21 protein-coding genes and 1 riboswitch are annotated in these 24156 nt (G+C 64.2%); of the genes, 8 read left to right on the plus strand and 13 right to left on the minus strand.

The window, feature by feature from the left end:
• Positions 1-4: 4 nt before the first annotated feature.
• The gene (locus tag RFA01S_RS16425; protein ID WP_032408011.1) at positions 5-514 is read left to right on the plus strand and encodes a hypothetical protein; all 510 of its coding nucleotides are present in this window, start codon (positions 5-7) and stop codon (positions 512-514) included.
• Between the two features lie 13 nt (positions 515-527).
• On the opposite strand, the gene RFA01S_RS16430 is transcribed toward RFA01S_RS16425, so the two are convergent.
• The 3 genes from RFA01S_RS16430 to RFA01S_RS16440 are packed head-to-tail and all read right to left on the minus strand — an operon-like array spanning position 528 to position 5406.
• Entirely contained in the window at positions 528-1187 is a 660-nt protein-coding gene (locus RFA01S_RS16430) for a methyltransferase family protein (RefSeq protein ID WP_238325155.1), read from the minus strand.
• Between the two features lie 54 nt (positions 1188-1241).
• Positions 1242-3242, minus strand: coding sequence for an SDR family oxidoreductase (locus RFA01S_RS16435; protein WP_032408010.1), 2001 nt, complete (start codon positions 3240-3242; stop codon positions 1242-1244).
• A 34-nt stretch (positions 3243-3276) separates the two neighbouring features.
• Complete coding sequence (locus tag RFA01S_RS16440; RefSeq protein WP_032408009.1) at positions 3277-5406, minus strand: MMPL family transporter; 2130 nt, start codon at positions 5404-5406, stop codon at positions 3277-3279.
• Positions 5407-5533: 127 nt separating this feature from the next.
• On the opposite strand from RFA01S_RS16440, the gene RFA01S_RS16445 reads away from it, so the two are divergent.
• Both RFA01S_RS16445 and RFA01S_RS16450 read left to right on the plus strand, forming a co-directional pair.
• Positions 5534-8809, plus strand: coding sequence for an error-prone DNA polymerase (locus RFA01S_RS16445; RefSeq protein WP_032408150.1), 3276 nt, complete (start codon positions 5534-5536; stop codon positions 8807-8809).
• Positions 8810-8865: 56 nt separating this feature from the next.
• Positions 8866-9366: a metallophosphoesterase family protein gene (locus RFA01S_RS16450; RefSeq protein WP_032408149.1), complete on the plus strand. Its 501-nt coding sequence runs from the start codon at positions 8866-8868 to the stop codon at positions 9364-9366.
• A 19-nt stretch (positions 9367-9385) separates the two neighbouring features.
• On the opposite strand, the gene RFA01S_RS16455 is transcribed toward RFA01S_RS16450, so the two are convergent.
• From RFA01S_RS16455 to RFA01S_RS16465, 3 genes are all read right to left on the minus strand, one after another.
• Positions 9386-10111, minus strand: coding sequence for an SDR family NAD(P)-dependent oxidoreductase (locus tag RFA01S_RS16455; RefSeq protein ID WP_032408008.1), 726 nt, complete (start codon positions 10109-10111; stop codon positions 9386-9388).
• 53 nt (positions 10112-10164) lie between these two features.
• Positions 10165-11118 carry a methyl-accepting chemotaxis protein gene (locus RFA01S_RS16460; RefSeq protein ID WP_032365671.1) on the minus strand — a complete coding sequence of 318 codons (954 nt, stop codon included), beginning with the start codon at positions 11116-11118 and terminating at the stop codon, positions 10165-10167.
• A 76-nt stretch (positions 11119-11194) separates the two neighbouring features.
• A complete protein-coding gene (locus RFA01S_RS16465; RefSeq protein WP_139278458.1) occupies positions 11195-13210 on the minus strand; it encodes a DUF222 domain-containing protein in 2016 nt (671 codons plus the stop codon).
• 156 nt (positions 13211-13366) lie between these two features.
• Between RFA01S_RS16465 and RFA01S_RS16470 the strand changes: the two genes are divergently transcribed.
• A complete protein-coding gene (locus RFA01S_RS16470) occupies positions 13367-13903 on the plus strand; it encodes an SDR family oxidoreductase (protein WP_052060855.1) in 537 nt (178 codons plus the stop codon).
• A 26-nt stretch (positions 13904-13929) separates the two neighbouring features.
• On the opposite strand, the gene RFA01S_RS16475 is transcribed toward RFA01S_RS16470, so the two are convergent.
• The 4 genes from RFA01S_RS16475 to RFA01S_RS16490 form a co-directional block, all read right to left on the minus strand.
• Complete coding sequence (locus RFA01S_RS16475; RefSeq protein WP_174557274.1) at positions 13930-14484, minus strand: DUF6764 family protein; 555 nt, start codon at positions 14482-14484, stop codon at positions 13930-13932.
• 489 nt (positions 14485-14973) lie between these two features.
• Complete coding sequence (locus tag RFA01S_RS16480) at positions 14974-15441, minus strand: MerR family transcriptional regulator (RefSeq protein WP_027496394.1); 468 nt, start codon at positions 15439-15441, stop codon at positions 14974-14976.
• 28 nt (positions 15442-15469) lie between these two features.
• Positions 15470-16342, minus strand: a complete 873-nt coding sequence (locus RFA01S_RS16485; RefSeq protein WP_032374655.1) for an SDR family oxidoreductase — start codon at positions 16340-16342, stop codon at positions 15470-15472.
• Positions 16343-16385: 43 nt separating this feature from the next.
• Positions 16386-16850, minus strand: coding sequence for a tRNA (cytidine(34)-2'-O)-methyltransferase (locus RFA01S_RS16490; RefSeq protein WP_179273747.1), 465 nt, complete (start codon positions 16848-16850; stop codon positions 16386-16388).
• Between the two features lie 33 nt (positions 16851-16883).
• Between RFA01S_RS16490 and RFA01S_RS16495 the strand changes: the two genes are divergently transcribed.
• From RFA01S_RS16495 to RFA01S_RS16505, 3 genes are read left to right on the plus strand one after another with little or no spacing between them, the layout of a single operon-like run.
• Positions 16884-17492 (plus strand): pentapeptide repeat-containing protein, encoded by a 609-nt coding sequence (locus tag RFA01S_RS16495; RefSeq protein ID WP_032366683.1) that lies wholly within the window; start codon positions 16884-16886, stop codon positions 17490-17492.
• A 56-nt stretch (positions 17493-17548) separates the two neighbouring features.
• Positions 17549-18406 carry a bifunctional methylenetetrahydrofolate dehydrogenase/methenyltetrahydrofolate cyclohydrolase gene (locus RFA01S_RS16500; RefSeq protein WP_032400121.1) on the plus strand — a complete coding sequence of 286 codons (858 nt, stop codon included), beginning with the start codon at positions 17549-17551 and terminating at the stop codon, positions 18404-18406.
• Between the two features lie 43 nt (positions 18407-18449).
• Complete coding sequence (locus RFA01S_RS16505; RefSeq protein ID WP_027496399.1) at positions 18450-18734, plus strand: DUF3017 domain-containing protein; 285 nt, start codon at positions 18450-18452, stop codon at positions 18732-18734.
• A gap of 20 nt (positions 18735-18754) precedes the next feature.
• Here RFA01S_RS16505 and metX read toward each other — a convergent pair whose 3' ends face one another.
• Together metX and RFA01S_RS16515 are read right to left on the minus strand one after the other, a co-directional pair.
• Complete coding sequence (gene metX, locus RFA01S_RS16510; RefSeq protein ID WP_032408179.1) at positions 18755-19888, minus strand: homoserine O-acetyltransferase MetX; 1134 nt, start codon at positions 19886-19888, stop codon at positions 18755-18757.
• A gap of 8 nt (positions 19889-19896) precedes the next feature.
• The gene (locus RFA01S_RS16515; RefSeq protein ID WP_072692118.1) at positions 19897-21246 is read right to left on the minus strand and encodes a bifunctional o-acetylhomoserine/o-acetylserine sulfhydrylase; all 1350 of its coding nucleotides are present in this window, start codon (positions 21244-21246) and stop codon (positions 19897-19899) included.
• Positions 21247-21400: 154 nt separating this feature from the next.
• Positions 21401-21523: riboswitch (SAM riboswitch) on the minus strand.
• A gap of 371 nt (positions 21524-21894) precedes the next feature.
• Between RFA01S_RS16515 and RFA01S_RS16520 the strand changes: the two genes are divergently transcribed.
• A complete protein-coding gene (locus tag RFA01S_RS16520; protein WP_032367243.1) occupies positions 21895-23034 on the plus strand; it encodes an MFS transporter in 1140 nt (379 codons plus the stop codon).
• 1 nt (position 23035) lies between these two features.
• Here the strand turns inward: RFA01S_RS16520 and RFA01S_RS16525 are convergent, their stop codons facing one another.
• Positions 23036-24085: an ABC transporter substrate-binding protein gene (locus tag RFA01S_RS16525; RefSeq protein WP_052060856.1), complete on the minus strand. Its 1050-nt coding sequence runs from the start codon at positions 24083-24085 to the stop codon at positions 23036-23038.
• Between the last annotated feature and the right edge of the window lie 71 nt (positions 24086-24156).

Consider the following 24156-nt stretch of genomic DNA (forward strand, 5'->3'; position numbering starts at 1 on the left):
TCTCATGTCGCTGACTGTGCTGGATCGGAAGCTACTGGGATGGTCGGCGTTGTTCGTCGTCTCCCAGGCCAATATCGCCCGGTTGCTCGGGCCCGCGGCACCGAAAGTGCTTGCCGTGCAGACGGCCTGGTCCGAACAGCGGTACCGGAAGATTCTGGCGAGCATGGACGAGACGGAGATCGCCCGCTTCCGCAGGCATTATCTGCCCGACTTCGTCCACCCGGCCATCTATGCCATCGCACTGCGTGCGGGTGCGAGGAGCTTGGCTGCGAAGACTCCGCTGAGCCCTACAATAACGACGGCATTGGCTCTCGCTCCCGTGGCCTCCGCTGCCGGTGACTACATCGAAAACATCGTCGGGCTGATACTGGTGGACAACCGAGAACAGATCTCCGACACCGTCGTACGGGCCACCACCGTGGTCAGCACCGTCAAATGGATACTGGCCATCGGCTCATTGACATACCTGAGTCAGGGATTTCTGCGAGTGTGGGCAAGAGCTCTGTTGCGCTGAGGAAAACCCCGGGCTAGAAGACGAAGGGCACCAATCGTTTCGAGCGTGCCATGTATTCGGTGTACGCGTCTCCCAATCCCTCGAGCATGGCCTTCTCCTCCGATGGGATTCTGCGTACGTATCCCCCGGCCAGAAATGCCACCATGGCGGGAGAAAGCCAGTTCCCGTACGCAATACAGAAACCGAGCGCACAGATCAGTGCGCCGGTATACGACGGGTGGCGAATGAACCGGTACGGGCCCGTCCGAACCACGAGTTGCTCAGGGTGTGTGTGGACCACGAAGGTGAAGGACTCTCCGAGTGTGCGAGCTGCCGAGACCCGAAGTGTCTGCCCGAGGGTTGCGGTGGCCAACCCTGTCAGGAAGACCGCCCGTCGGTGGCGGGTGCATACAGTGGCCGGTGAGATCACGCTCAGGAGAAGGCCTCCGCCATACGAGAGCACAAGGCCGCGGCCGACGGCGCGACCGGAACCATTGTCTCGATTCGAAGAGCCGGCCCGCGGCTTCCGCATTCCCATCTTGTATTCCGACCACACGAAGCCGGTGAATGCTGCCGCCAGAACAGCAGCGGCCGCACGATCGGTCACGAACAACGGCAGCTTCTCGGCGATCACGCGTGACAGCTTCGCAGACGTGGACCCGTAACGGAACATCACCCAGACCGCCCACTCCACGATCGAACGCGATCGCTGGACCCTGTGGACTGCCGTGGCCCCCTGACGTGCACGTCACCAACTGGTGCCGGGTACCAACCTGCCGATGCGGCGGACGACCTTGCCGATACGCGCGCTGGGGGTCGACGGGTCGTACGGCCGAACCCGATAGGGCACTTTCCCGTCTTCGACGGGTACCGGCGTTTCGCCCTTGGCGGCGGCCGACTCGGCAAATTTACGGTAGTGCTGATGCATCGTGCGATCTTTGCCCTTGGGGCTGAAGATGGCCCCGAACTGTCCGAGTGTTCCCAGCGGGGTGTCGATTCGCTTCGGCTTGTCGCTCAGCGCGCGGATGACGATCGCGGCTGCCTTCTCCGGTGAGAAGACAGTGCCGACGTTCTTGTCGCCCGTCGGGGTGATCATCGGGGTGTCCACCAGCGGCATGTGAATGGTCGTGTAGGTGATTCCGTCCGAGAGCGTCTCTGCTGCAGCAACATCGGTGAAACCGTCGAGTGCTGCCTTGCTCGCCACGTACGCCGAGAACCGAGGAGGGTGCCCCAGCACTGCAGCGCTGGAAATGTTGACCACATGCCCGAAGCTGCGTTCGCGCATGTGCGGCAGTAGCGCCAACACCACACGAATCGCTCCGAAGTAGTTGACGGCCATGGTGCGTTCGTAATCGTGCAGTCGGTCGGTGGAACGGTAGAGCGCGCGGCGAATGGATCGGCCCGCGCTGTTGACGAGCATGTCCACGTGCCCGTGGTCGTGCAGTATCGCTTTCACTGTTCGTTCGACCGACTCGCTGTCGGTGACATCGCACGAATACCCATGAGCGACATGGCCGTCGGCGCGAATCTGCTGGACGACCTCGTCCAACTGATCTTGGCCGCGCGCGAGCACGATGACCACCGCTCCTTTTCGCGCTGCGGCCTCGGCGCTGGCCCTGCCGATACCGGAGGACCCGCCGGTGATGACGATGTGACGTCCGAACAGCGGACCGCGTGGGTCGTCTCGGCGGTTGCGCTTGGGGTCGAGATTCTCGATCCAGTATTGCCACAGGCGGTCGGCGTACGTCCGCAGCGGCGGCGGTGCGATGGAGCTGCCCTGCAATGCTTTCTGTGTCGTTGCGGACTCGAAGACGGTCGGCAGAGTCAGATGATCGAGCATCACCGGCGGCACGCCCAGATCGCGAAGCGCAGCGTTGCGTTGTTTCCGAACCGCTGCGGATGTGGGTGACACCACGGGGGCAACCAGCTTCCCTGGGATGTCGACGATTCTGGCGCGGGATCCGGCAGCCGAAGAGAATGCGGAGTACACCTCGGCCATCGACTGAGGCTCCGGATTCACCAGGTGAAAAACGCTGCCGGACGGAGTGTCTCGGTGAACCAGTTCCACGATGGCGTCCGCGACGTAGTCGACCGGAACCAGGTTGGTGTGTCCGATCTTGGGTACCGTGATCGGCAGGACCGCAGGCAGTTTCGCCAGCTCGGCGAACAGTGGAAAGAAGTAGTACGGGCCATCGATCTTGTCTGTCGCGCCGGTCTCGGAGTGCCCGACCACGGCAGCGGGGCGGTACACCCGCCAGTCCGCGGAGCTGCCGCGAACCAGTTTCTCGGACTCGAACTTGGTGCGGTGATACGCCGTCGGAAAGTTCTGCCCCTTGTCGAAATCGTTCTCGGAGAACGTCCCTCGGTAGTCACCTGCCACTGCGATCGACGAGATGTGGTGCAGACGAGCGCCGGTCCTGTTCGCCAGTTCGATCACCGACGCCGTTCCGGCGACATTGGTCGGGGTTTGCTCGTCTCCCGCCGTGAGGTCGTAGACGGCACCGAGATGCAGAATGTGATCGACGTCGGCCGGAACGTCTTTCAGGCCGAGTCCGGGCTCGACGAGATCGCCGATCAGTGGGCGGATTCTGTCGCCGCCGTCCAGATCGTTGGCCAGCTTCTCGAGTCGAGCGACCGATTGCGGTCGAACGAGTACATGGACGAGGGCGTCCGCATCACGTCCGAGAAGTCGGGGCAGCACGTTCTTGCCCAGAAACCCGGTACCGCCGGTCACGATGTAGCTCGCCATGCGAGGCGACCTTACTCCTCGGTAAGTTTGACGGCTAGTGCCCCATACCGGCCTTCTCGTGCACCTTCTTCATCCACGCCGGGGCCCACCAGTTGGCTTCGCCCATGAGCTTGACCAAGGAGGGCACCAGCAGCATGCGGATGATGGTGGCGTCGATGATCAGCGCCAGAATCACGCCGAAGCCGAGGAACTTCATGATCGACAGGCCCGAGATCGTGAACGCACCGGTGACGACGATCAGAATCAGGGCCGCGGCAGTGACGATGCGTCCGGTGCGTTGAGCTCCGAAAACAACGGCCTTTTCGGTGGAAGCACCTGCCGAGCGAGCTTCGACCATCCGAGACATCAAGAACACTTCGTAGTCGGTCGACAGGCCGAAGATGACTGCGAGGATGAGTACGACGAAGGTCGACTCGAGCGGACCGGGCGTCACTCCCAGCAGGCTTGCACCGTGACCTTCCTGGAACACCCAGGTCAGTGCTCCGAAGGTCGCTGCCAGGCTCAGCCCGGCCATGAGAACTGCTTTGATCGGCAGCACTATCGAGCCGAAGGCCAGGAACAGCAGGACCAACGTCGAGATCACCATGATCGCGATCATCACCGGCAGCCATTTCGCGATCGCGGCATTACCGTCGTCGACGTTCGCGCGTCCGCCGCCGACGAGGATTTCGGTGCCGTCCGGTGGAGTGATCGCTCGGAGGGCAGTCACCGCATTCGATTGGGACCGAGCCTCGGTCGTTCCGTCGCTGGGTTCGCTGTAGGACGCCTGGAATGCCACCAAATCGTCCTTGGATCCGAGGAATTCGGCTCGGGCCACGCCGGGGGTGGTGTTCATCGCTGCGGTCAGTTCCGCAACGGGCGGGCCCTGAGGCTTGACGCCGTCGAGACCCCGCAGCACCACGGTGGCACCGTCGCCGGTGGACTCGAAGTCGGTGGCGAGGGTTTCGAAGGCTGCCCGTGCCGGGTCGTTCTTCGGTAGTGCGGTGTAGTCGACCTCCCCCAGGGAGACCTTCAGAATCGGGGTGGCGACAATCAACAAGCCGGCGACGATGACGGCGGCGACGATTCCTGGATTCTTCATCACTCGGGTGACGACACCACCCCAGAACTTGTGTGCGCGTGCGTCGCTGCGGTCCGAGGCGGTACGCGACCAGGTCCAGGAGTTGATGCGAGTGCCGAGAAGGGCGAGCAGGGCGGGCACCGCGGTCAGGGACAGCAGGGCGGCGCTGGCCACCGCGGCCATGGCACCGAAACCGAGGGATCGGATCACCGCCTGCGGGAAGACCAGCATGCCCGCGAACGCGCAGATCAGGAGCAGTCCGGAGAAGACGACGGTGCGCCCTGCAGTGGACACGGTACGTACGGTCGCCTCCATCGACGACGACCCAGTGCGGAGTTCCTCGCGGAATCGACTGACGATGAACAGTCCGTAATCAATGGCCAAGCCGAGGCCGAGCAGCGACGCGACGTTGATCGAGAACGAGCTCACCTCGGTGAATTCGGTGAGCACCCGCAGGATTGCCAGCGAGCTGAGCACACTGAGAATCCCGACGAATACCGGTACCGCTGCGGCGATCACGCCACCGAAGATGAAGACGAGAAGCAGAAGTGTGATGGGGACGGCGATGATCTCCGAGCGCACGAGGTCTCGCTCGAGGGTTTGGCTGAGCGAGACTCCCACGACCGATGCGCCGGCGAATTGCGACTCGATGCCGGGGACGACGAGTTGTGGAGGTAGCTCACCGAACGTGTTGAACGTAACTCCCGATTTCGCACCGAGGGAGATCGTCACCAGTGCTTTGGTTCGGTCTTTCGAGACCAGGAATTCCTTGGTCACCGGGTCTGCGGTCCAGTAGGAGTTCACGTTTCCGAGGGTGTAGCGGCTGCGGAATTCGTCGAGTGTCGACTGCACCTGTGGTCCGATGTCGTCGATCGTTCGTCCGTCGGGTGCGGTGTAGATCGCGACGATGTCGGGGGTCGGTTGGCCGATGCCCTGGACCAGCCGCGCGACCTGTGACGATTCGCTGCCTGCGTCGGCGTATCCGCCCTCGCTCAGTTTCGAGAAGACGCCCAGTCCCAGCACGCCGCCGACGGCTACGACCGCGACGACGACGGCGAGCACCCATCGCTTGTGCGATACGACGAACGATGCCCAACGCGTCACAACTGTGCTCCGGCTCTGTGGAAGGGGTGAGTAGCGATTCGACTGTAGTTGATCGTGTCGGACCCTCGTGTTCTCATTAGAACAAGTGTTCGACGATGTGTGTGACGGTGTGAAGGAGGTGGTCTCGATGGGATGGAACGACGGGCCGCCCACCTGGTCGGAAATGGAGCGAGTCCTCTCCGGGCGCCCCAAGCCGGTCGTCGAAGGCGATGGGGGCGACAGCCCGGCGTGGTCGCGCAAACGCGACGCCTACCAGGGTCGCCGGCTCGATTCGGTGGGGCCGTCGACACCGTACGCAGAACTGCATGCGCATTCTGCGTTCAGCTTTCTCGACGGCGCATCGCAGCCGGAGGAAATGGTCGAGGAAGCGGTGCGTCTGGGACTCGAATCCATTGCGATCACCGACCACGACGGCTTCTACGGCGTCGTACGTTTCGCCGAGGCAGCACGAGCCCTCGGCATCGGAACGGTGTTCGGTGCCGAGCTGTCGCTCGACACCCACCGGTCCAGGGCCGGAGCGACCGATCCCGACGGTACGCATCTTCTGGTGCTCGCTCGTGGACAGGAAGGGTATCGACGGCTGTCGCGTCGGATCGCGGCCGCGCATCTGGCCGGCGGAGTCAAGGGTGAGCCGCGGTACGACGTGGACGAACTCACCGAATCGGCGGGAGGGCACTGGCAGATCCTGACCGGTTGTCGCAAAGGGCATGTCCGCCAAGCGCTCTCGCGGGGTGGGCCGGAGGCGGCCGATCTCGCGCTGCGTGATCTGGTCGATCGGTTCGGGGCCGAGCGCGTCACCGTCGAGCTCACCAGGCACGGTACTGCCGACGACGACGAGCGCAACGACGCTCTCGCGGCCCTGGCTCGCCGGTACGGTCTGCCGATGATCGCCACCACGGCGGCGCACTACGCCAGTCCACGTAGCCGAAGGTTGGCCATGGCGATGGCTGCGGTACGTGCCCGGAGCAGTCTGGACGAGGCGGCAGGGTGGCTGGCACCGACGGGTGGTGCACATCTGCGGTCGGGGGCGGAGATGGCGGAGCTGTTCGAGCACTATCCCGGTGCAGTGCGCGGTGCCGTCGAACTGGGTCGAGAATGCACGTTCGATCTGAAACTGATTGCGCCTCGTCTCCCACCGTTCGAGGTGCCCGACGGTTACACCGAGATCAGTTACCTGCGGCGGCTCACGTTCGAGGGTGCTGCCCAGCGGTACGGCCCGCAGTCGGCGAACCCGGCTGCATATTCGCAGTTGGAGTACGAGCTCGACATCATCGAGCGGCTCGAATTTCCGGGCTACTTCCTGGTGGTGCACGACATCGTTCATTTCTGCAAGACCCACGACATTCTGTGCCAGGGGCGAGGTTCGGCGGCGAACTCGGCCGTCTGCTACGCCATCGGAATCACGAACGTCGATCCGGTTGCCAACAAGTTGCTGTTCGAGCGGTTTCTCGCACCCGAACGCGACGGACCACCCGACATCGACATCGACATCGAGTCGGATCGGCGGGAAGAGGCCATTCAGCATGTGTACGCCAAGTACGGCCGAACCCATGCCGCTCAGGTCGCCAACGTCATCACCTATCGCGGGAAGTCCTCGGTACGAGACATGGCCCGCGCTCTCGGGTTCTCCCAGGGACAACAGGACGCGTGGAGCAAGCAGATCACCCGGTGGTCCGGAATCGGCGATCAGGACGGCGACGGGATCCCCGATTCCGTTCTCGACCTCGCCCGTCAGATCGAGGGCTTTCCGCGTCACCTCGGCATCCATTCGGGAGGAATGGTGATCTGCGACCGACCGATCGCCGACGTGTGCCCGGTGGAATGGGCGACGATGGAGAATCGCAGTGTGCTGCAATGGGACAAAGACGATTGTGCCGCAGTGGGTTTGGTCAAGTTCGACATGCTCGGGCTCGGGATGCTCTCGGCTCTGCATTACATGATCGACCTGGTCGCCGAACACAAGGGCATCGAGATCGACCTCGCCTCGATCGACCTGTCCGAACATGCGGTGTACGAGATGCTGCAACGGGCCGATTCGGTCGGTGTGTTCCAGGTCGAGTCGCGGGCCCAGATGGCCACTCTTCCGCGGCTCAAGCCGCGTAATTTCTACGATCTCGTCGTCGAGGTCGCCTTGATTCGTCCCGGTCCCATCCAAGGTGGCTCGGTGCACCCGTACGTCAAGCGGCGCAACGGACTCGAACCGGTCACCTTCGATCATCCGTCGCTGAAGAAAGCTCTCGATCGAACTCTCGGCGTGCCGCTGTTCCAGGAACAGCTGATGCAGATGGCCATCGACGTCGCGGGCTTCAGCGCCGCCGATGCCGATCAGCTGCGTCGCGCCATGGGATCGAAACGGTCTCCGGAGAAGATGGAATTGCTTCGTGGACGGTTCTACGACGGAATGCGTGATCTGCACGGCATCACCGGTGCAGCCGCGGATCGAATCTACGAAAAGCTCTCGGCGTTCGCCAACTTCGGCTTTCCCGAGAGCCATTCGCAGAGCTTCGCCTCGTTGGTCTTCTACTCGTCGTGGTTCAAGCTGCACCATCCGGCGGCGTTCTGTGCTGGTCTCCTTCGTGCTCAGCCGATGGGCTTCTACTCACCTCAGTCTCTGGTGGCCGATGCCAGACGGCACGGCGTGGTCGTGCACGGTGCCGACGTCAACGCCAGCCTCGGCCATGCAAATCTCGAGGCAGACGGTCTCGAGATCCGCATGGGTTTGGCGGACGTGAAGTTCATCGGGACGACACTTGCCCAGAAGATCGTCGATGCGCGAGACGCACACGGGCCGTACACCTCGTTTCTGGATCTGACGGGACGCGTCGAACTGTCGGTGGCGCAAGCGGAAGCACTGGCCACGGCCGGCGCGCTGGGGTGTTTCGGCATCACTCGTCGAGAGGCGTTGTGGGCTGCCGGAGCGGCCGCGGGGGAGCGGCCCGGTCTGCTCCCCGGCGTCGGCGCATCGACGAAAGCGCCTGCGCTGCCGGGTATGACGGACCTCGATCTGGCGTCGGCCGATGTCTGGGCAACGGGAGTGTCACCCAATTCCTACCCCACTCAGTTCTTCCGGGATCGGCTGGATTCCCTCGGCGTGGTGCCCGCGAATCGGCTGCTGCAGATCCCCGATGGCGACCGGGTCCTCGTCGGCGGTGCAGTGACGCATCGTCAACGTCCGGCAACCGCGGGAGGCGTTACGTTCATCAACCTCGAAGACGAAACCGGCATGGTCAACGTCGTGTGCTCGGTGGGGTTGTGGGCGAAGTACCGCAAACTCGCAATCACCGCTCCGGCGTTGCTCATTCGAGGCAAAGTGCAGAATGCCGAGGGAGCGGTGACCGTGGTGGCAGATCATCTGCAATTGATGGATCTGCGAGTTGCGTCCCGATCCAGAGACTTTCGCTGATGGACTCCCGCCCTGCCCGTGCGTCATCGAGCAGGACGCCGGTGCAGAATCGAGGCGTGAAGCTACTGATCATCGCGGACACTCACCTGCCCACCCGAGCGAAAGTGCTGCCCGATCAGGTGTGGGCCGCCGTCGACGACGCCGATGTGGTGATCCATGCCGGCGATTGGGTGAATCTCGCGACGTTCGAGGCACTCTCGCAGCGATCTCGTTCGCTGGTCGCCTGCTGGGGAAACAACGACGGCGACGAGCTGCGTGCGGTCATGCCCGAACGTGCCGACGTGGCACTCGGCGGCGTGCGCTTCACCGTCGTCCACGAAACCGGAGCCGCCACAGGACGCGAGCGCCGGATGGCGGCCGAATACCCCGATACCGACGTCCTCGTGTTCGGACACAGTCACATTCCGTGGGATACGACGGCCGACAACCGTCTACGGCTGCTCAACCCCGGATCTCCGACGGACCGGCGTCGGCAGCCGTTCTGTACCTACCTCACCGCCGTTGCCGAAGGCGGCGAGCTGACAGACGTCGAGCTGCATCGACTTCCGCCTCGCTGATCGGCATGCCGAGTGTCCGTCACATTCCGCCTGCGACTCGGACGACCGTTCCGGTGGCGTAGCGCGCATCCTCGGACAACAGCCACGACACCGCGCCGGCGATCTCGTCGGGCACTCCGGGGCGGCCGAGGGGGATGCTCGACGCCATCTTCCGTGGTCGCTCACGGTCTTTGTGAAACTCGGTCTCGATGACTCCCGGCGCGACGGCGTTGACACGAATGTTCTGCGCGGCAAGCTCTTTGGACAGGCCGGCCGTCAAGGTGTCGACGGCTGCCTTGGCCGCGGCGTAGTGCACGTACATACCGGGGCTTCCGATGGTGGCTGCCGCGGAGGAGATGTTGACGATGGCACCGCCGTGGTCGGCCATCGCGTGTATGGCGTACTTGCAGCAGGTCAGGACGCCGAGCAGGTTGACGTCCAAGTCTGCCCTGATCGTCTCGATGTCGTTGTTCGCCAGGGTCCCTACTGCACGCGCCGATCCGGCGTTGTTCACCAATCCGGTGACAGTGCCAATCTCGGCAGCCGCAGCGAACAGATCGATCACCGACCGCTCGTCAGTGGTGTCGGCACGTATCGCGACGACCGTTCGGTCGGCGCTCGACAGTTCGTTCACCACTGCGTCGGCGGCCGCAGAATCGGAGCGGTAGGCGATCACGACGTCGTGCCCATCGGCCACGAGACGCCGAGATACTGCGGCTCCAATTCCGCGGCTGCCGCCGGTCACGATCGTCAGTGGAGCGTTCATCGTTCGACAATAGAGCGGCTCGGCGGCGACAGCTAACCGTCACCGCTGGGTTCTCACTGCTGGGTCGGTGCGGGCTCTCTGGCATGGTCGACCAAGTCGTGCACCAGTCCGATGATGACGTCCATCTGTTCGATGACCTCCACGCGCAGTCGGTCCTGTTGCTCGTCGGGCATGACCGGGGCATTCGGGCCGTCGAGGGACATCAACAGATCGATGTTGGTGCGCAGAGCGGTCAATGGTTCCATCAGTTCGGCACCGGCGTCGACTATCAACTGTCCCTGTCGTGCCCGCGACCGCGAGAGCGCAGCCAGCATCTCGTTGAAACTGTTGGCGAGAGACGCCAGTTCGTCGTCTCCGTTGACGTCGATGGGCTCGAAGGCACCCGTCCTGGCCACTCGTTCCGTTCCGGCGCGTAACCGTCTGACCGGACGAAGCCCGGTGCGAGCGACGGCTGCGCCGGCCACACCAGCGAGGGCGACGAGGAACGCCCCGACGAGGATCAGGGCAAGCGTGAGTTTTCCGAGCAGTGGTGACGTACCGCTCAGGGCTTCGGCCACCATGATCGTCTCACCGGAATCGGTGCGCTCGGCGGATATGTAGTAGCCGCGAACCTCCCGCAGTGACCGATCGGTGCGGCCCTCGGTGACCGCCTTCTCCGGATCGTCGAGCCCACCATCGGAGTTGGTGAAGGGGTAGGTGCCGTTGGACGAGGACACCAAGGTGCCATCGGTGGTCATCAACGCAACTTTGACCGCGGTTCCTTCGGTGTCCTCGATCCCGAACCCGAAGAGATCGGCAGGCACTCCCGACGCGGCGCTGGCGATCAGTGCATCGCTGTTTCGGCCGACACGGTCGATGATCTGCGAGCGAAGCGACTGCTCTGCGACGAGGTAGATCGCCAGAGCGCTGACCGCAACGGCGAGCGCGGCCAGGCTCATCGTCAACACTCGAATCCGTCCGTGCAACGACAGCGCCCTCGGGCGGGTGTGCGCACGTGAATACCTCATGGATCGAGTATGCCGGTCGGCAGCGACCAGAATTCGCGAGGCTGCCATGAGTAGGCACCGAAGAGCGCACCGATACTCAGAAGGGCGGCTCCTCGTCTTCTTCGTTGGTCGGTTCTGGCTCGGGGGTCGGGTTGTCGGGTGGGTCGGGTGGGTCGGGGTAGGCGATGATGCCTGATCTTCTGGGTTGGGTGGGGATGTGTGGCCGGAGGTCGTTGCCGATGATGGGTACTGTGGTTCCGTTGGCTGGCAGGGTGATTCGGGTGGTCTTCGAGGTGGAGGTCCACAGGATGGCGCCGCCGGGGAGCATGACGGCGGTCCAGTAGCCTGCGGTTTTGACGCTGTGGTGGTATTCGCAGAGGCATTGGAGGTTGTTGACGGTGGTCCAGCCGCCGCCGAGTGGGTTGGCGTGGTCGAACGGGATCACGTGGTCGAGTTGGCAGCGTGCGGCGGGTCGGTGGCAGCCGGGGAAGCGGCAGTGGCGGTCGCGGAGTCGGACGGCGGCGATGGTGAGGGCGTCGGGTCTGTAGATCAGGGCTCGGTCGGTGAGTGGGTCGCGCCCGACGGATGTTCCGAGAGTGGGGTCGGCGGCGATGGCGGCTTCGAGTGCTGCGGCGAGGGACGCATTGCCGAGGTAGATGCCTGCCGGTGTGTGCATGATGCGGCGGTTCGACCGGATCATCGAGGCTAGGTCTAGGGCAGAGCTGTGCCGTGCGCCCCGGCCGATTGGGGTGTGAGTACAGAACAGTGCCGCTGCGGAGGCGAGGGCATTCCGACGTCGTTGCCGGGTGTCGTCATCAACGGTCGGCTCAGGTGGTGTCGGAACAGTCGTCGAATCGGTCTGTGCAGCAGCCGAACCCGGACCCGGCCCTGCATCGTCCACGCGTTCTGCATTGTCGGTTGCATTCTTGGTCGCGCTGTCGGTGTGAGTTGTCGGTGCTGCCGTGTCCGCTGGCGCTGACTTCTCCGTTGCGTTGTCCGTCGGCGCTGCTGAGCGTGTTGCGGTGCTGGTGCCTGTGTCGGTGCGTGTATCCGCATGCGCTGGAGGTGTATTCGATTCCGTCGCGTTCGATTCGGCTACGTTCGATTCTGCCGAGTTCGGCTGTGCAGGCTCGGGGTCTGCCCTGTTCGGCTCGTCTGTGGTGTCTGTGGGTTCAGCGGAGCGTCGTTCCCATTCCCCGGTTTCCGGGTTCTGCACCGCCAGTCCGAGTGTCTCGGCGAGGGTGACTGCTTCGGTGAGCAGGATCTGCCACTGACTGTTGCGCGCCAACTCTCGTGCCAGATCAGGGTCGATGGATCCGTGCCCAGCCAAGTACGCAGGATTTGCCAACAGTCCGATGAGAGTTGCGATGTCGACAGTGACCATCGTCAACGGCACCCGACGATCAGGCAGCTCTGCATCTTTCTTCGGGCAGCCCGCGCGTTGGCACAGGCATGTCAGCCGGGGTTCTCCGTGCATTCGCGCCATGAACGCATCGCACAGTCGTTCCTGTTTGCCGCGCGGATCCTTCGCGCACACCGTGTCGGCCATCTCCTCGAGCAGCTGCCATGCGGCGGCGGCTTCGGGGGCGGTCAATTCTGCTCGGATCCGGGCCAATTCCCCAGCCGGGGCGTAGGAAACATTGCGGAACTTCTTCGCGAACTCTCGCAACGCTGCTGCTTCCTCCGGTGCGACGCGCAGCAAAATCTCCCAGATCTCCTTCTCCAGTGGACCCGGTGACGACCGTCGGGCCGCTTCGACGATGTCGCCCTCGACGGACTTGACGATGTCGTCCGAGAGGTTGTCGAGGATCCGGCACACCGCACGTACGCGGGGGAGGTCGATGTCGCCGGCCTCGAATGCGGCTTTCACCAGAGGAAGCCGGGTGTGCAGTGCCACGCCGACGGACACGTAGGCTTCGGCGACGGTGGCGGAGCAGCTCAACGCGAGTGCCATCTCGGTGCGTCCGTACCGGCTGTACTGCCGATGCTTCGCATCCTGCGCGATGCAGGTGAGGTGGAAGTCGTAGCAGGCAGCGATCTTTCGGGCCGCATGCCGATTCTCTTCCCGCGCGGCAGTGATCAACGCCTCCAACGACACCACTGGTGCAGCCATTTTTTTCACCCCCCGGTGACCCCCAGTTCAGAACATGCGTTCGAACTGGGGAAAGCGTATCTCCACCCACCGACAAGAATGGAAAGGTGCCTCGTGGGCACGTGCTGACACTGCCTGAATACGTCGGGCTGATGCTGTGGTGCGGCAATCGACGCCATGTTGCACGTTGTCGTTGCCGAGTTCGGCGCAATCGACGTTCTGGTTCTCAATGCCTCGGGTGGCCTGGAGTTCGGTGCAGAACCCGACTACGCGATGAGTATCAATCGCGACGCGCAGGTGGCGTTGGCTCGCGCGAGTATCGCCCGTATGGAGCCGGGCTCGCGGATCGTCTTCCTCACCAGCCACCAGGCGCATTTTCACGGCAAGAAACCGGTCCCCGTCGAATACGAACCCGTTGCTGCGAGCAAACGGGCGGGGGAGGATGCACTGCGTGGGATGATTCCTGAATTGGATTCTCGGGGAATCGAATTGGTCGTGGTGTCCGGGGACATGATCGAGGGCACGATCGTGGTCACCCTGCTCGAACGCCGTAATCCGGACTCAGTCGCTGCGCGAACCGCGCAGGGTGCGCTCCCGACCATTGCGGAGTTCGCGTCGGCTGTGACTGAGGCTGCAATCGGACCCATCGAGAAGTCCGGCCGGACTGTCTACGTCGGTGGAGCCGACTACCTCGACGGGTCCGTGTCGGGGTAGTCGGCTCCGCTCGATCGGATGAAGAATCAGCTACCGAGAACGCAGAACTGACCGCTCGTGAGGTTCAGTGCCAACGACAGCGGCCCTACGCAGTCGACGCCTCGTGCCTCGGATGTGGCACCGGATCCCCATCCTGCGACCGCGAGGGTCGTCTGGCCGGCATCTGCCCACGAGTGCGCGATTCCGCCGCCGAGTGCGAGCGCGTATGCCGTGCCCGCGTTCTTGCTTGCTCCGAGCGCGACACCGTAACCGTTGGCGTAGGTGTTGGTTGCGCCCGGCCCGTCGTTGACACTGACGGCAGTTCCGCTGTCAGCGGCACCGGCGGTGGCGGTTCCGGGTCCGTTCGAGGTGGCTCCGCAGCTCGCTGTGTCACTCACCTGGATGTCGTTGGCCGAGGGCGGCGACACGCACGTGACCGGTGCCGCCGACGCGGTGGCGGTGCCGGCGAAGGCGGCCGCCGTCAGGCCCGATCCGATGGCGAAAATAGCTGCGGTGCGGGCGATTCGACTACCGAACCGACTGAACGTTCGCGCGGAGGAGGAGTTGGAAGAAACCGTACGGGGCAGGGAAACAGAGAACAACAGAAAGCTCCTTCACGAGCGAAACGGGTCGGTGCGGCACACGGTACCCCGCTCCGGGGGTCCGTGACAGCAAGCAGACACAGATTGTGTAACGGTGCCGATGGCATCGGGAGATGAATCGTCGTAGAAGTCCGATTTCTCGGACCCCTGCGGTATAGGTCGAGCCGGTTCGTACCGCCTTTGTACTGCCCAGGTTCTACGTGCGCAGTCCGGTCGATTCCGTTCCGTCAGTTCATGATTGGGGCTTGTTTGTCGGCTCGGTGCCGGTGTCCGAAGCGGGTGGCGATGCTCCGAGTCGGCATGCCCGGGCGACCGCCGAACGAAAGGAAATTGTTATCGGAGGGCTGGCGAGCCGTCGGACGCGGCTCGATAGTTGGGTCTCACAGCGCAGGTGCCGTTCCGACCAGATCGATTTGTCGACGCTCACAATCGATTTGACGTGCGAGGACGCAGACATTCCCACCGGGCCGAACGGTTGTTTCACCCGGATCACGGACCCGTGGCGCCGCCGTATGTTGCGATCTTGTACTCGGTTGCCACGAGAGACAGTTGCAGTTCTCGGATGCGCTTGTGAACAGCGTCGCGATGCGCGACGAGCATCTCGAGTCGTTCCGGGACGGTCTGGTCGCCGCTGTCGACCAGCGCGACGTATCTCCGGAGGTCGCGCATGGGCATACCCGAGAGCCGCATCCTTGTCAGGAACACCAATCGACGGACGGCCGCGGAATCGTATCGTCTGTGCTCGAGTCCGTCGCGATCGACGTCGATGAGGCCGCATCGCTCGTAGTACCGCAGCGTGTGTGTGGAGATGCCGAGTAGTTCGGCTACCTCGGCGATACCGAGCGGTTCGGGCAGTTCCGACGGCTCGATCAGGTCGTGCAGCAGCTCCACCGTCAGGGGCGCAGCCGAGTCCACGGCCGCCGACAGCGCCCTGTTCATCAATTCGTTCGTCGACATGAGAGGGAAGATAGTCCTACCTGGGCAGTCATACCGGACGGACGGATTCGGGCACACCGGGGAAATCCGCGCTTGCGGACAATTCGGCATGGGTGTTCAAGGAGTCGAGTTCCCGACGGTACGACTCGCGTAGCCGTCGAACCGCTTCTCGCCCCAGTGGGATGCGCAGGGGAGCGGATTCGGTGTCGACCAGTCGGCGGATGATGTGCGCGGCGCGGGCCGGATCGCCTTCTTGCCGTCCGTCGACGTCGAGCATGTCGACTCTGAGCGCGCCCAACAGGGCGGTGTAGGCATCGATGGGGTCTGCGATCTCGAGTACATCGGCATTGTTGAACCCGGTCCTGAACCGACTCGGTTCGACGATGAGAACTCGAATGCCGAACCGAGCGACCTCGCCGGCAAGGGCTTCAGACCAGCCTTCGAGCGCGAATTTACCTGCAGAATACGAGCCGGCACCCGGGAACGAGACGCGGCCGCCTTGGCTGCTGACCTGCACGATGGTTCCCGCGCTCCGCTCTCGCATGTGAGGCAGGACTGCGCGGGTCAGAGCAGCAGGCCCGACCACGTGTTGTTCGAGCATGTCGCGCAATCGCGTGTCGTCTATCTCCTCCGCCGCACCGATCTGCCCGACGCCTCCGTTGTTCACCAGTACGTCGACGCGTCCGAACCGGCCGATCGCGGCCTCGACGACGGTCGGCGCGGATTCGGTGTTTCTGACGTCGAAGGCGATGGTCAGTAGGGATTCCGGGTTCTCGGCAACCAGGTCGTCGAGACGTTCGGGTCGCCGCATCGCTGCGACGACGGTGTCGCCTGCCTCCAGGGCGGCGACGGTGAGCGCCCGACCCAGGCCGGAGGATGCTCCGGTGATGAGCCAATGCCGTTGTCCGAGCGGTTGTGTCATGAACGGAAAGCTATGGCTTCGAGCGCACTCGAACGCAAATCGTTCAGACGCTGCCCTGATAGTCGTGTTGGCGCCAGGCCTCGTACATCGTCACTGCTGCGGCGTTCGCCAGGTTGAGTGATCGTCGTCCGGGGATCATCGGGATGCGCAGCTGATCGGTCACATGGGGGTCGGTCAGGACGTCGTCGGGGAGTCCGGTGGGTTCCGGTCCGAACAGTAGGACGTCACCGGGTTGGTAGGCGACGTCGGCGTAGGAGCGTGTTGCGTGCGCGGTGAAGGCGAAGACCCGTTCCGGGGCCAGTGCGGACCACGCCGACGGCAGGTCCTGGTGCACGGTGACCGACGCGAGGTCGTGGTAGTCCAATCCCGCGCGTTTGAGCTTGGGTTCGGACATGTCGAACCCGAGGGGGCCCACGAGATGCAGTTCGCATCCGGTGCCGGCGACGAGGCGAATCGCATTGCCGGTGTTCTGCGGAATCCGGGGCTCGAAGAACATGAGTCGAAACACCCGGATCACTCTGCCACCACGAGCCCGGGGAGGATGGGGCAGGTGGACGACGAACAGACCATCGGCGAAGATTTCTCGGATTCTCGACTCGACGGGCGGGAGTGGTCGGGCAGGCAGTTCGTCCGGTGCACCTTCCGTGACGCAGACATGAGCAATGTGCGAACCGACTCGGTCGTCTTCACCGAATGCGACTTCACCGGTACCGACCTCACGGATTCGGTGCACACCAACTCGGCCTTTCGATCGTGCACGTTCACTCGAACCAACCTGCAGCACAGCGTCTTCCGTCACTCGACGTTGATGGGATCGGTGTTCGTGGACACTCGCATGCGTCCGGCCACCTACGACGAAGTCGATTTCACGTTGGCCTCGCTGGGTAATGCCGACCTGCGCGGCGTCGATCTGACCGGATGTCGGATGCGGGAGGCGAACCTGACCTCGACCGATCTTCGCAAAGCGGTGCTGCGGTCCGTCGATCTCGCGGGCGCACGAACCGTCGGTGCCAAAATGGAGGAGTCGGACCTGCGCGGAGCCGTCGTCGATGCGTCGCTGTGGGTCGGCGCAGGGGTGCGCGGGGCCAAGATCGAACTGATGCAAGCAGTGGCCTTCGCGGCTGCGCAGGGTCTGATCGTCGAGAGCTGACCGCGGTGATCGGCCCGGCGCGCCGCCGGACGGGCAGAACCTGAAACAATGGCCCGGTGACTGCAACGATCCTCGATGGCAAAGCGACTCGTGACGAGATTTTCGTCGACCTCACCGCCCGTGTGGCACGGCTGCGTGAGCAGGGCATCACTCCCGGCCTGGCGACGGTGCTCGTCGGAGATGATCCGGGTTCTGCCGCGTACGTGCGGGGCAAGCACAACGACTGCGCGAAGGTGGGCATCACTTCCATTCGACGCGATCTTCCCGCGGATATCACTCAGTCCGAACTCGAAGCGGTTATCGACGAACTCAACGCCAACCCCGACTGCACCGGGTACATCGTGCAGCTTCCGTTGCCCAAGCATCTGGACGAGAACGCCGCGCTCGAGCGCATCGATCCCGACAAGGATGCCGACGGTCTGCACCCGATCAACCTCGGCCGCTTGGTGCTGGGCAAGGACGCCGCACTGCCGTGCACCCCGCGGGGCATCGTCCACTTGCTGCGGCGCTACGACGTCGCACTCGACGGGGCGCGCGCTGTGGTCATCGGCCGCGGTGTGACGGTGGGCCGGCCGATCGGACTGCTGCTGACCCGCCGTTCGGAGAACGCGACTGTCACGTTGTGCCACACCGGAACTCGTGATCTTGCCGCAGAGGTCTCCCGCGCCGACATCGTCATCGCGGCCGCCGGGGTTCCCGGTTTGATCACCGCAGACATGGTCAAGCCCGGGGCTGCTGTGCTCGACGTCGGGGTCACCCGCACCGAGGACGGATTGCGCGGAGACGTCGCGGACGACGTCGCCGAGGTGGCCGGTTTCCTGTCGCCCAACCCCGGTGGAGTCGGGCCGTTGACGCGCGCGTTTCTGCTGTCCAATGTCGTGGAGCGAGCCGAACGCACTGCGGCCCAGAGTTGAGCGCGTCGAGGTGAACGACGTACAGGATGCGCGAGGCGATCACATGCCGGGTCTCCGAGCGGCGCTCGCTCGGAATCTACCGATGGTCGTGGTGTCGATCATCGTGCTCGCCGCGCTGGTCCTGGTTCTCGCCGACCGTTGGCGGCGCGGCTCGTTCATCTTCGGGTGCGCAGCGGTGGTGGCAGCGTTGCTGCGACTGTGCCTGCCCGAGTCACGCGTCGGCACCCTGAAGGTGCGCAGCAGGGGATTCGACGTGTTGGCGCTGGGAGGCGTCGGCGGTGCCATCGTCTTTCTGTCGCTGTCGATCGATCCCCTGGGGACGGACTGACGTAGACCGATCGGCTCGGGTCAGCGCCGTCCGAGGCGGGCGAGCTCCATCGTCTCGGCCAGCAGCTTCGCCACCGAATCGGCCTCGGTGAGAAATCCGTCGTGGCCGTCTCGCGACTGGATCACTTCGAGCCCCCGGCACTGTGGGAGCTCACGCGCAATTTCTTTCTGCAGTCGAAGCGGGTAGAGGCGATCGGAATCGACGCCCCCGACGATGGTCGGAACCGGCACGGATGCAAGGGCTTCGGCGACTCCGCCGCGTCCTCGGCCCACGTCGTGGCGGTTCATCGCTTCGCTCAGGAGAACGTACGTCGCCGCGTCGAATCGATTGACCAGTTTGGCGGCCTGATGCTCGAGGTAGCTCTGCGCGGAGTACCTGCCGCCGGCCCACGGATCCTCGTCGTTCTGCGGAGAGTTTCCGAACCGAATGTCGAGTTCGCTCTCGGTTCGGTACGTCAGATGCGCGATGCGTCGAGCGATCCCGAGTCCGGCGGTCGGGGCGGTGCCGGTGTCGTGGTAGTTGCCGCCGAGCCAACCCGGATCGGCCTTGATCGCAGCGATCTGGGTGGTTTGCGTTCCGATCTGGTCCGCTGTCGCGCGGGCACCGACGGCGAGCACCAGCGCGGCACCCACCCGATCCGGATGTCCCACAATCCATTCGAGGGTGCGCATACCACCCATCGACCCGCCCACGACGGCGGCGAACCGATCGATGCCCAGAACGTCGGCCACCGCGACCTCTGCCGCCACCTGATCGCGAATCGAAATTTCCGGGAAGCGAGAACCGTACGGGGTGCCGTCGGGGGAGGTGCTGCTCGGCCCGGTGGTGCCTCCGCATCCGCCGAGAACGTTGGTGGCGAGGACACACCATTCGTCGGTGTCGATGGGGCTGCCCGGTCCGACCATCCCGTTCCACCAACCGGGCAGTACGTGGTCGGCATCCGGCGGTCCCGAAACGTGGGAATCGCCGGTCAACGCATGTTCGACGAGCACGACGTTGCTGCGATCGGCTGCCATCTCGCCCCAACGCTGCACCGCCACGGTCACGTGCGGAATGTGAGAACCGTTCTCGAGATCGAGACCACCGATGTCGATGGTTCCCAACCGCCCGTCCGGAGACGGAAGGACCGCCTCCGGACGAACGCCTGTGTTCAAGCTGTGGCTCAAGACGCCGCCGCGCGGAAGCCGACCTCGAGATCGGCGATGATGTCGTCGATTCCTTCTATACCGACGGCCAGACGCACGAGGCCGGGAGTGACGCCGGAGGCCAACTGCTCTTCCGGGGTCAACTGCGAATGCGTGGTGGACGCGGGATGGATGACGAGAGAACGCACGTCTCCGATGTTAGCCACATGACTGTGCAGAGTGAGAGCGTTGACGAACTTCTTGCCCGCGTCCACTCCTCCCTTCAGCTCGAACGCGATGATCGCGCCCTGCCCCTTCGGGAGCAGCTGCTGCCCGCGCTCGTACCAGGGCGAGGACTCGAGTCCGGCGTAGTTGATCGAGACGACGTCGTCGCGACCGGCCAAGAAGGTGGCCACCTTCTGCGCGTTCGCCACGTGCCGCTCGATTCGAAGACTCAACGTCTCGAGGCCCTGGCTGATCAGGAACGCATTGAAGGGTGACACCGCAGCCCCGATGTCGCGCAACAACTGCACCCGCGCCTTCAGCGCGAAGGCCGGAGCGCCGAGATCGGCGAAGACGACACCGTGGTAACTCGGATCCGGGGTGGTGAAGTTGGGGTGACGGCCCTGCGTCCAGTCGAACGTTCCGCCGTCGACGATGACGCCCGCGATCGCCGTGCCGTGACCGCCGAGGTACTTCGTCGCCGAGTGCACCACGATGTCGGCACCGTGCTTCAGCGGCTGCAGCAGGTACGGCGTCGCGACGGTGTTGTCGACGATCAGCGGAATGCCGTTCTCGTGGGCGATCGCCGAAATGCCGGGGATATCGAGAACGTCGTTCTTCGGGTTGGAGATCGTCTCACCGTAGAACGCTTTGGTCGACGGTGTGATGGCCGCGCGCCACTGCTCGAGATCGTCCGGATCGTCGACGAACGAGACGGTGATCCCGAGCTTGGGAAGCGTGTAGTGGAAAAGGTTGTACGTGCCGCCGTAGAGCCGCGGGCTCGAGACGATGTGATCGCCCGCCTCGGCGAGATTGAGAATGGCGAACGTTTCTGCTGCCTGGCCCGACGCGAGCAGAAGTGCTGCGACGCCCCCTTCGAGAGCGGCGATGCGCTGCTCGACGACGTCCTGCGTGGGATTGATGATGCGGGTGTAGATGTTGCCCGGTTCCGCGAGGCCGAACAGTGCGGCCGCGTGATCGGTGTTGCTGAAGGTGTACGAGGTGGTCTGGTAGATGGGCAACGCACGAGCCCTGGTGGTGCCGTCCGGTGTCTGACCCGAATGGATCTGCTTGGTCTCGAAGCTCCAGTCGGCTGCGGGATCGGTGAACGGATCCTCGGTAGGTGCTCCGGTGGCGTCGACGACGTCGGGGGTCGAATCGGTCATGGCTGGTGATACTCCGTTTTCTCAGACGTGTTTTCTGTCGAATGAAGCTCGAGAACTCGAGCGTTACGGGGCGTATCGGTACAGCAACACATGAGAACCTCCTGACATGCCTCGGCCCGTGGGGACCGAAGATCAGTGGGTCCGCTTCGGAGCGGACCCGCGCTTGTCGATACGACACGGATGTGTTGCATCGGCCTGGTCGTTCACCCGGGGCACCCCACCGCGGTTGGAGGGTTGCCGGCCAGCAAGCCGGGGCTCGATGCTGGCACTCATGACCTGGCAGGAATCTTAGCGGGTACGGGTGTCTCGGGGGAACGAGGGCGCTCACGACCCTCGAGCAGATGCTCTGGTGAGGACAATCACCGCCCGGCGACTCGAAAACCGGTCGCCTCGGGGAAGAGAATGAACACGACGAACGTTGTGCCGTCCGGTCGGGCTGTACTGAATCGATCCACCAGGTCGTCGATTTACCAGGTCGTCGATCCACCAGCCCCTGGCCCGCTCTGTAATCCGATTGCTTACGAAGGTTGTTCTGCTGTGACTGTCACCGATTCCGCTCTCGCCAGAAACGTCAGCGCCGTGCGCGGCAAGGTGTCGAGTGGGTTGAGTGTCGGCCATCGCCCGCACTCGACCCGCCGCAGGCTCGCCATGCTGGCCCTGTCCATCGGCGGCTTCGGCATCGGCACCACCGAATTCGCGTCGATGGGCCTGCTCCCGGACATCGCGACGACGATGGGAATCTCGGAGCCGTCGGCCGGCCACATGATCTCCGCCTACGCGCTCGGCGTCGTCGTCGGTGCGCCGACCATCGCTGCTCTCGCGGCGCGTGTTCCTCGACGCATGTTGTTGCTGGCGCTGATGGTGGCGTTCACGCTCGGCAATCTCGGGACGGTCTTCGCGCCGAGTTTCAACGAGTTGGTGGCCTCCCGGTTCGTGGCCGGTCTGCCGCACGGCGCGTATTTCGGCGTTGCGGCATTGGTGGCAGCGCACCTCGCCGAACCGGGTAAACGAGCCAAGGCCGTCGCAATGGTGATGATGGGTCTGTCGGTGGCCAACGTCGTCGGTGTACCGGTGGCGACCTGGATCGGCCAGGCCCTCGGGTGGCGAAGCGCATTCGCGCTCGTCGCCGTGATCGGGTTGCTCACCGTCAGTGCGCTGGTCCTGTGGATGCCGCGACTCGACGCCATGCCGACCACCAGCCCGATCACCGAGCTCGGTGCCCTCCGCCGTGGCCAGGTCTGGATGACCCTGTTCGTCGGCATCGTCGGATTCGGCGGCATGTTCGCGGTGTACACCTACATCGCGTCTACCCTGACCGACGTCGCAGGCCTTGCCCGTGCACTGGTTCCGGTGGCCTTGATGATCTACGGCCTCGGCATGGTTGCCGGCAACTACGCAGGCGGTTGGTTGGCCGACAAGTACAAGCTCAAGGGCACCTTCATCGGGCTGGCCGCGACCGCAGTGTCCCTGGCCGTCTTCGTCGTCGCGGCTCACAACCCGGTGACCGCGCTGCTTCTCGTGTTCTTGATCGGCGCGTCCGGCTCGTCCGTCGTCCCCGGACTTCAGACCCGTCTGATGGACGTGGCGGAGGACGCGCAGACTCTCGCCGCGTCACTCAACCACGCGGCGTTCAACCTGGCCAATGCCATCGGAGCCGCGGTGGGCGGCGCGGTGATCGCCGCAGGCCTCGGCTACACGGCACCGGCCGCCGTCGGCTCGGGTCTCGCTGTTGCCGGCCTGGGCGTTCTGTCCGTCGCCATGTGGATGGAGAAGCGCTCCGCGGCATGAGTCAGGACGTGATGGTGGTGGCGGTGCCGCCAAGCGCCTCGGACAGCGCCGGAGCCACCTTGTCGATCACGTACGGCAGGCTCAGCACGCTCGTGAAGTAGATCGCGCCCGCCGTCACCCCGTCGGTGAAGACGAGGTTGCCGTCCTTGACCGGCTGCAGAGCGTTGTACACCGGTTCCTTCTCCAACTGGCCGCGATCGCCCGGGTTCTCCGTTCCCCAGATCAGCACATCTGCAGTGTCGAGGACCGACAGGTTCTCCAGCGGGATGCTCGCCTGCGCACTGCCGTCGGCCGGCACGAACGCGTCGATGTCGTCGGGGATCACAAAACCGAGCTTCGTCAGGAAGTCGGTGCTCAAACCGTCCTGGTACGCGATGGCCTTGCCCTCGTAGAACGCGTTCTGCAGGAAGATCGCCTTCTTGCCTGCGAACTCGGGGTGCGCCGCCGCGGCATCGGCGAATTTCTGATTCACGCCGTCGATGAGCCCGTCCACCTGGGCCTTCTTGCCCAGTGCCCGGCCGATCTTCTCCGCCTGAACGTCCCAGGGCTCGAAGTAGGCGGTCGACGCGTCGGACTGGGCGAGCGTTGGTGCGATGTTGCTCAGAGTCCGGTAGCTGTCCGCGGTGAGACCGGCGTTGGTGGCGATGATCAGATCGGGCTCGAGGGCGGCGATCTTCTCGGTCTCGAAGCCGTCGCCGTTGTTGGTCAGCACCTCGGGCTGGGCATCTCCCAGCGCGTCCCGTGCCCAGGGCCAGGTCGCGTACGGCTGGTCGCCGTACCACTCCGTCACTCCGACGGGGATCACGCCGAGGGCCAACACCGTGTCCTGTTCGGTGTATCCCGCCACCACGACGCGCGTGGGCTCGTCTGGAACGACGGTCTCGCCGAACGCATGCTCCACCGAGACGGGAAAGACGCCCGAGCTGGCGGTCGTGGGGGAGTCGGCACCGTCGGACGTGCCGTCGGAGTTCGAGCAGGCGCTCAGTAGTCCCGCCGTGGTCAGCGCGATCGCGCACACCGCCAAAGTTCTCCGAAGTGGTCGGATACGCATCGAATGGGCCTTTCGTCAGGGCGGGTATCGAAAGGAAGGGTAGCCCACCCTTAGTCAGACATTCACGTCAA

Origin of the sequence: Rhodococcoides fascians NBRC 12155 = LMG 3623, from assembly GCF_001894785.1 — a bacterium.
Lineage (GTDB): Bacteria > Actinomycetota > Actinomycetes > Mycobacteriales > Mycobacteriaceae > Rhodococcoides > Rhodococcoides fascians.

Excerpts from the sequence above, each read along its gene's own strand:
- RFA01S_RS16425 (WP_032408011.1), top strand. The coding sequence starts at position 5 with ATGTCGCTGACTGTGCTGGATCGGAAGCTACTGGGATGGTCGGCGTTG.
- RFA01S_RS16435 (WP_032408010.1), bottom strand. The coding sequence starts at position 3,242 with ATGGCGAGCTACATCGTGACCGGCGGTACCGGGTTTCTGGGCAAGAAC.
- RFA01S_RS16445 (WP_032408150.1), top strand. The coding sequence starts at position 5,534 with ATGGGATGGAACGACGGGCCGCCCACCTGGTCGGAAATGGAGCGAGTC.
- RFA01S_RS16455 (WP_032408008.1), bottom strand. The coding sequence starts at position 10,111 with ATGAACGCTCCACTGACGATCGTGACCGGCGGCAGCCGCGGAATTGGA.
- RFA01S_RS16460 (WP_032365671.1), bottom strand. The coding sequence starts at position 11,118 with ATGAGGTATTCACGTGCGCACACCCGCCCGAGGGCGCTGTCGTTGCAC.
- RFA01S_RS16465 (WP_139278458.1), bottom strand. The coding sequence starts at position 13,210 with ATGGCTGCACCAGTGGTGTCGTTGGAGGCGTTGATCACTGCCGCGCGG.
- RFA01S_RS16470 (WP_052060855.1), top strand. The coding sequence starts at position 13,367 with ATGTTGCACGTTGTCGTTGCCGAGTTCGGCGCAATCGACGTTCTGGTT.
- RFA01S_RS16480 (WP_027496394.1), bottom strand. The coding sequence starts at position 15,441 with ATGTCGACGAACGAATTGATGAACAGGGCGCTGTCGGCGGCCGTGGAC.
- RFA01S_RS16485 (WP_032374655.1), bottom strand. The coding sequence starts at position 16,342 with ATGACACAACCGCTCGGACAACGGCATTGGCTCATCACCGGAGCATCC.
- RFA01S_RS16495 (WP_032366683.1), top strand. The coding sequence starts at position 16,884 with ATGGGGCAGGTGGACGACGAACAGACCATCGGCGAAGATTTCTCGGAT.
- RFA01S_RS16505 (WP_027496399.1), top strand. The coding sequence starts at position 18,450 with ATGCCGGGTCTCCGAGCGGCGCTCGCTCGGAATCTACCGATGGTCGTG.
- RFA01S_RS16515 (WP_072692118.1), bottom strand. The coding sequence starts at position 21,246 with ATGACCGATTCGACCCCCGACGTCGTCGACGCCACCGGAGCACCTACC.
- RFA01S_RS16520 (WP_032367243.1), top strand. The coding sequence starts at position 21,895 with ATGCTGGCCCTGTCCATCGGCGGCTTCGGCATCGGCACCACCGAATTC.
- RFA01S_RS16525 (WP_052060856.1), bottom strand. The coding sequence starts at position 24,085 with ATGCGTATCCGACCACTTCGGAGAACTTTGGCGGTGTGCGCGATCGCG.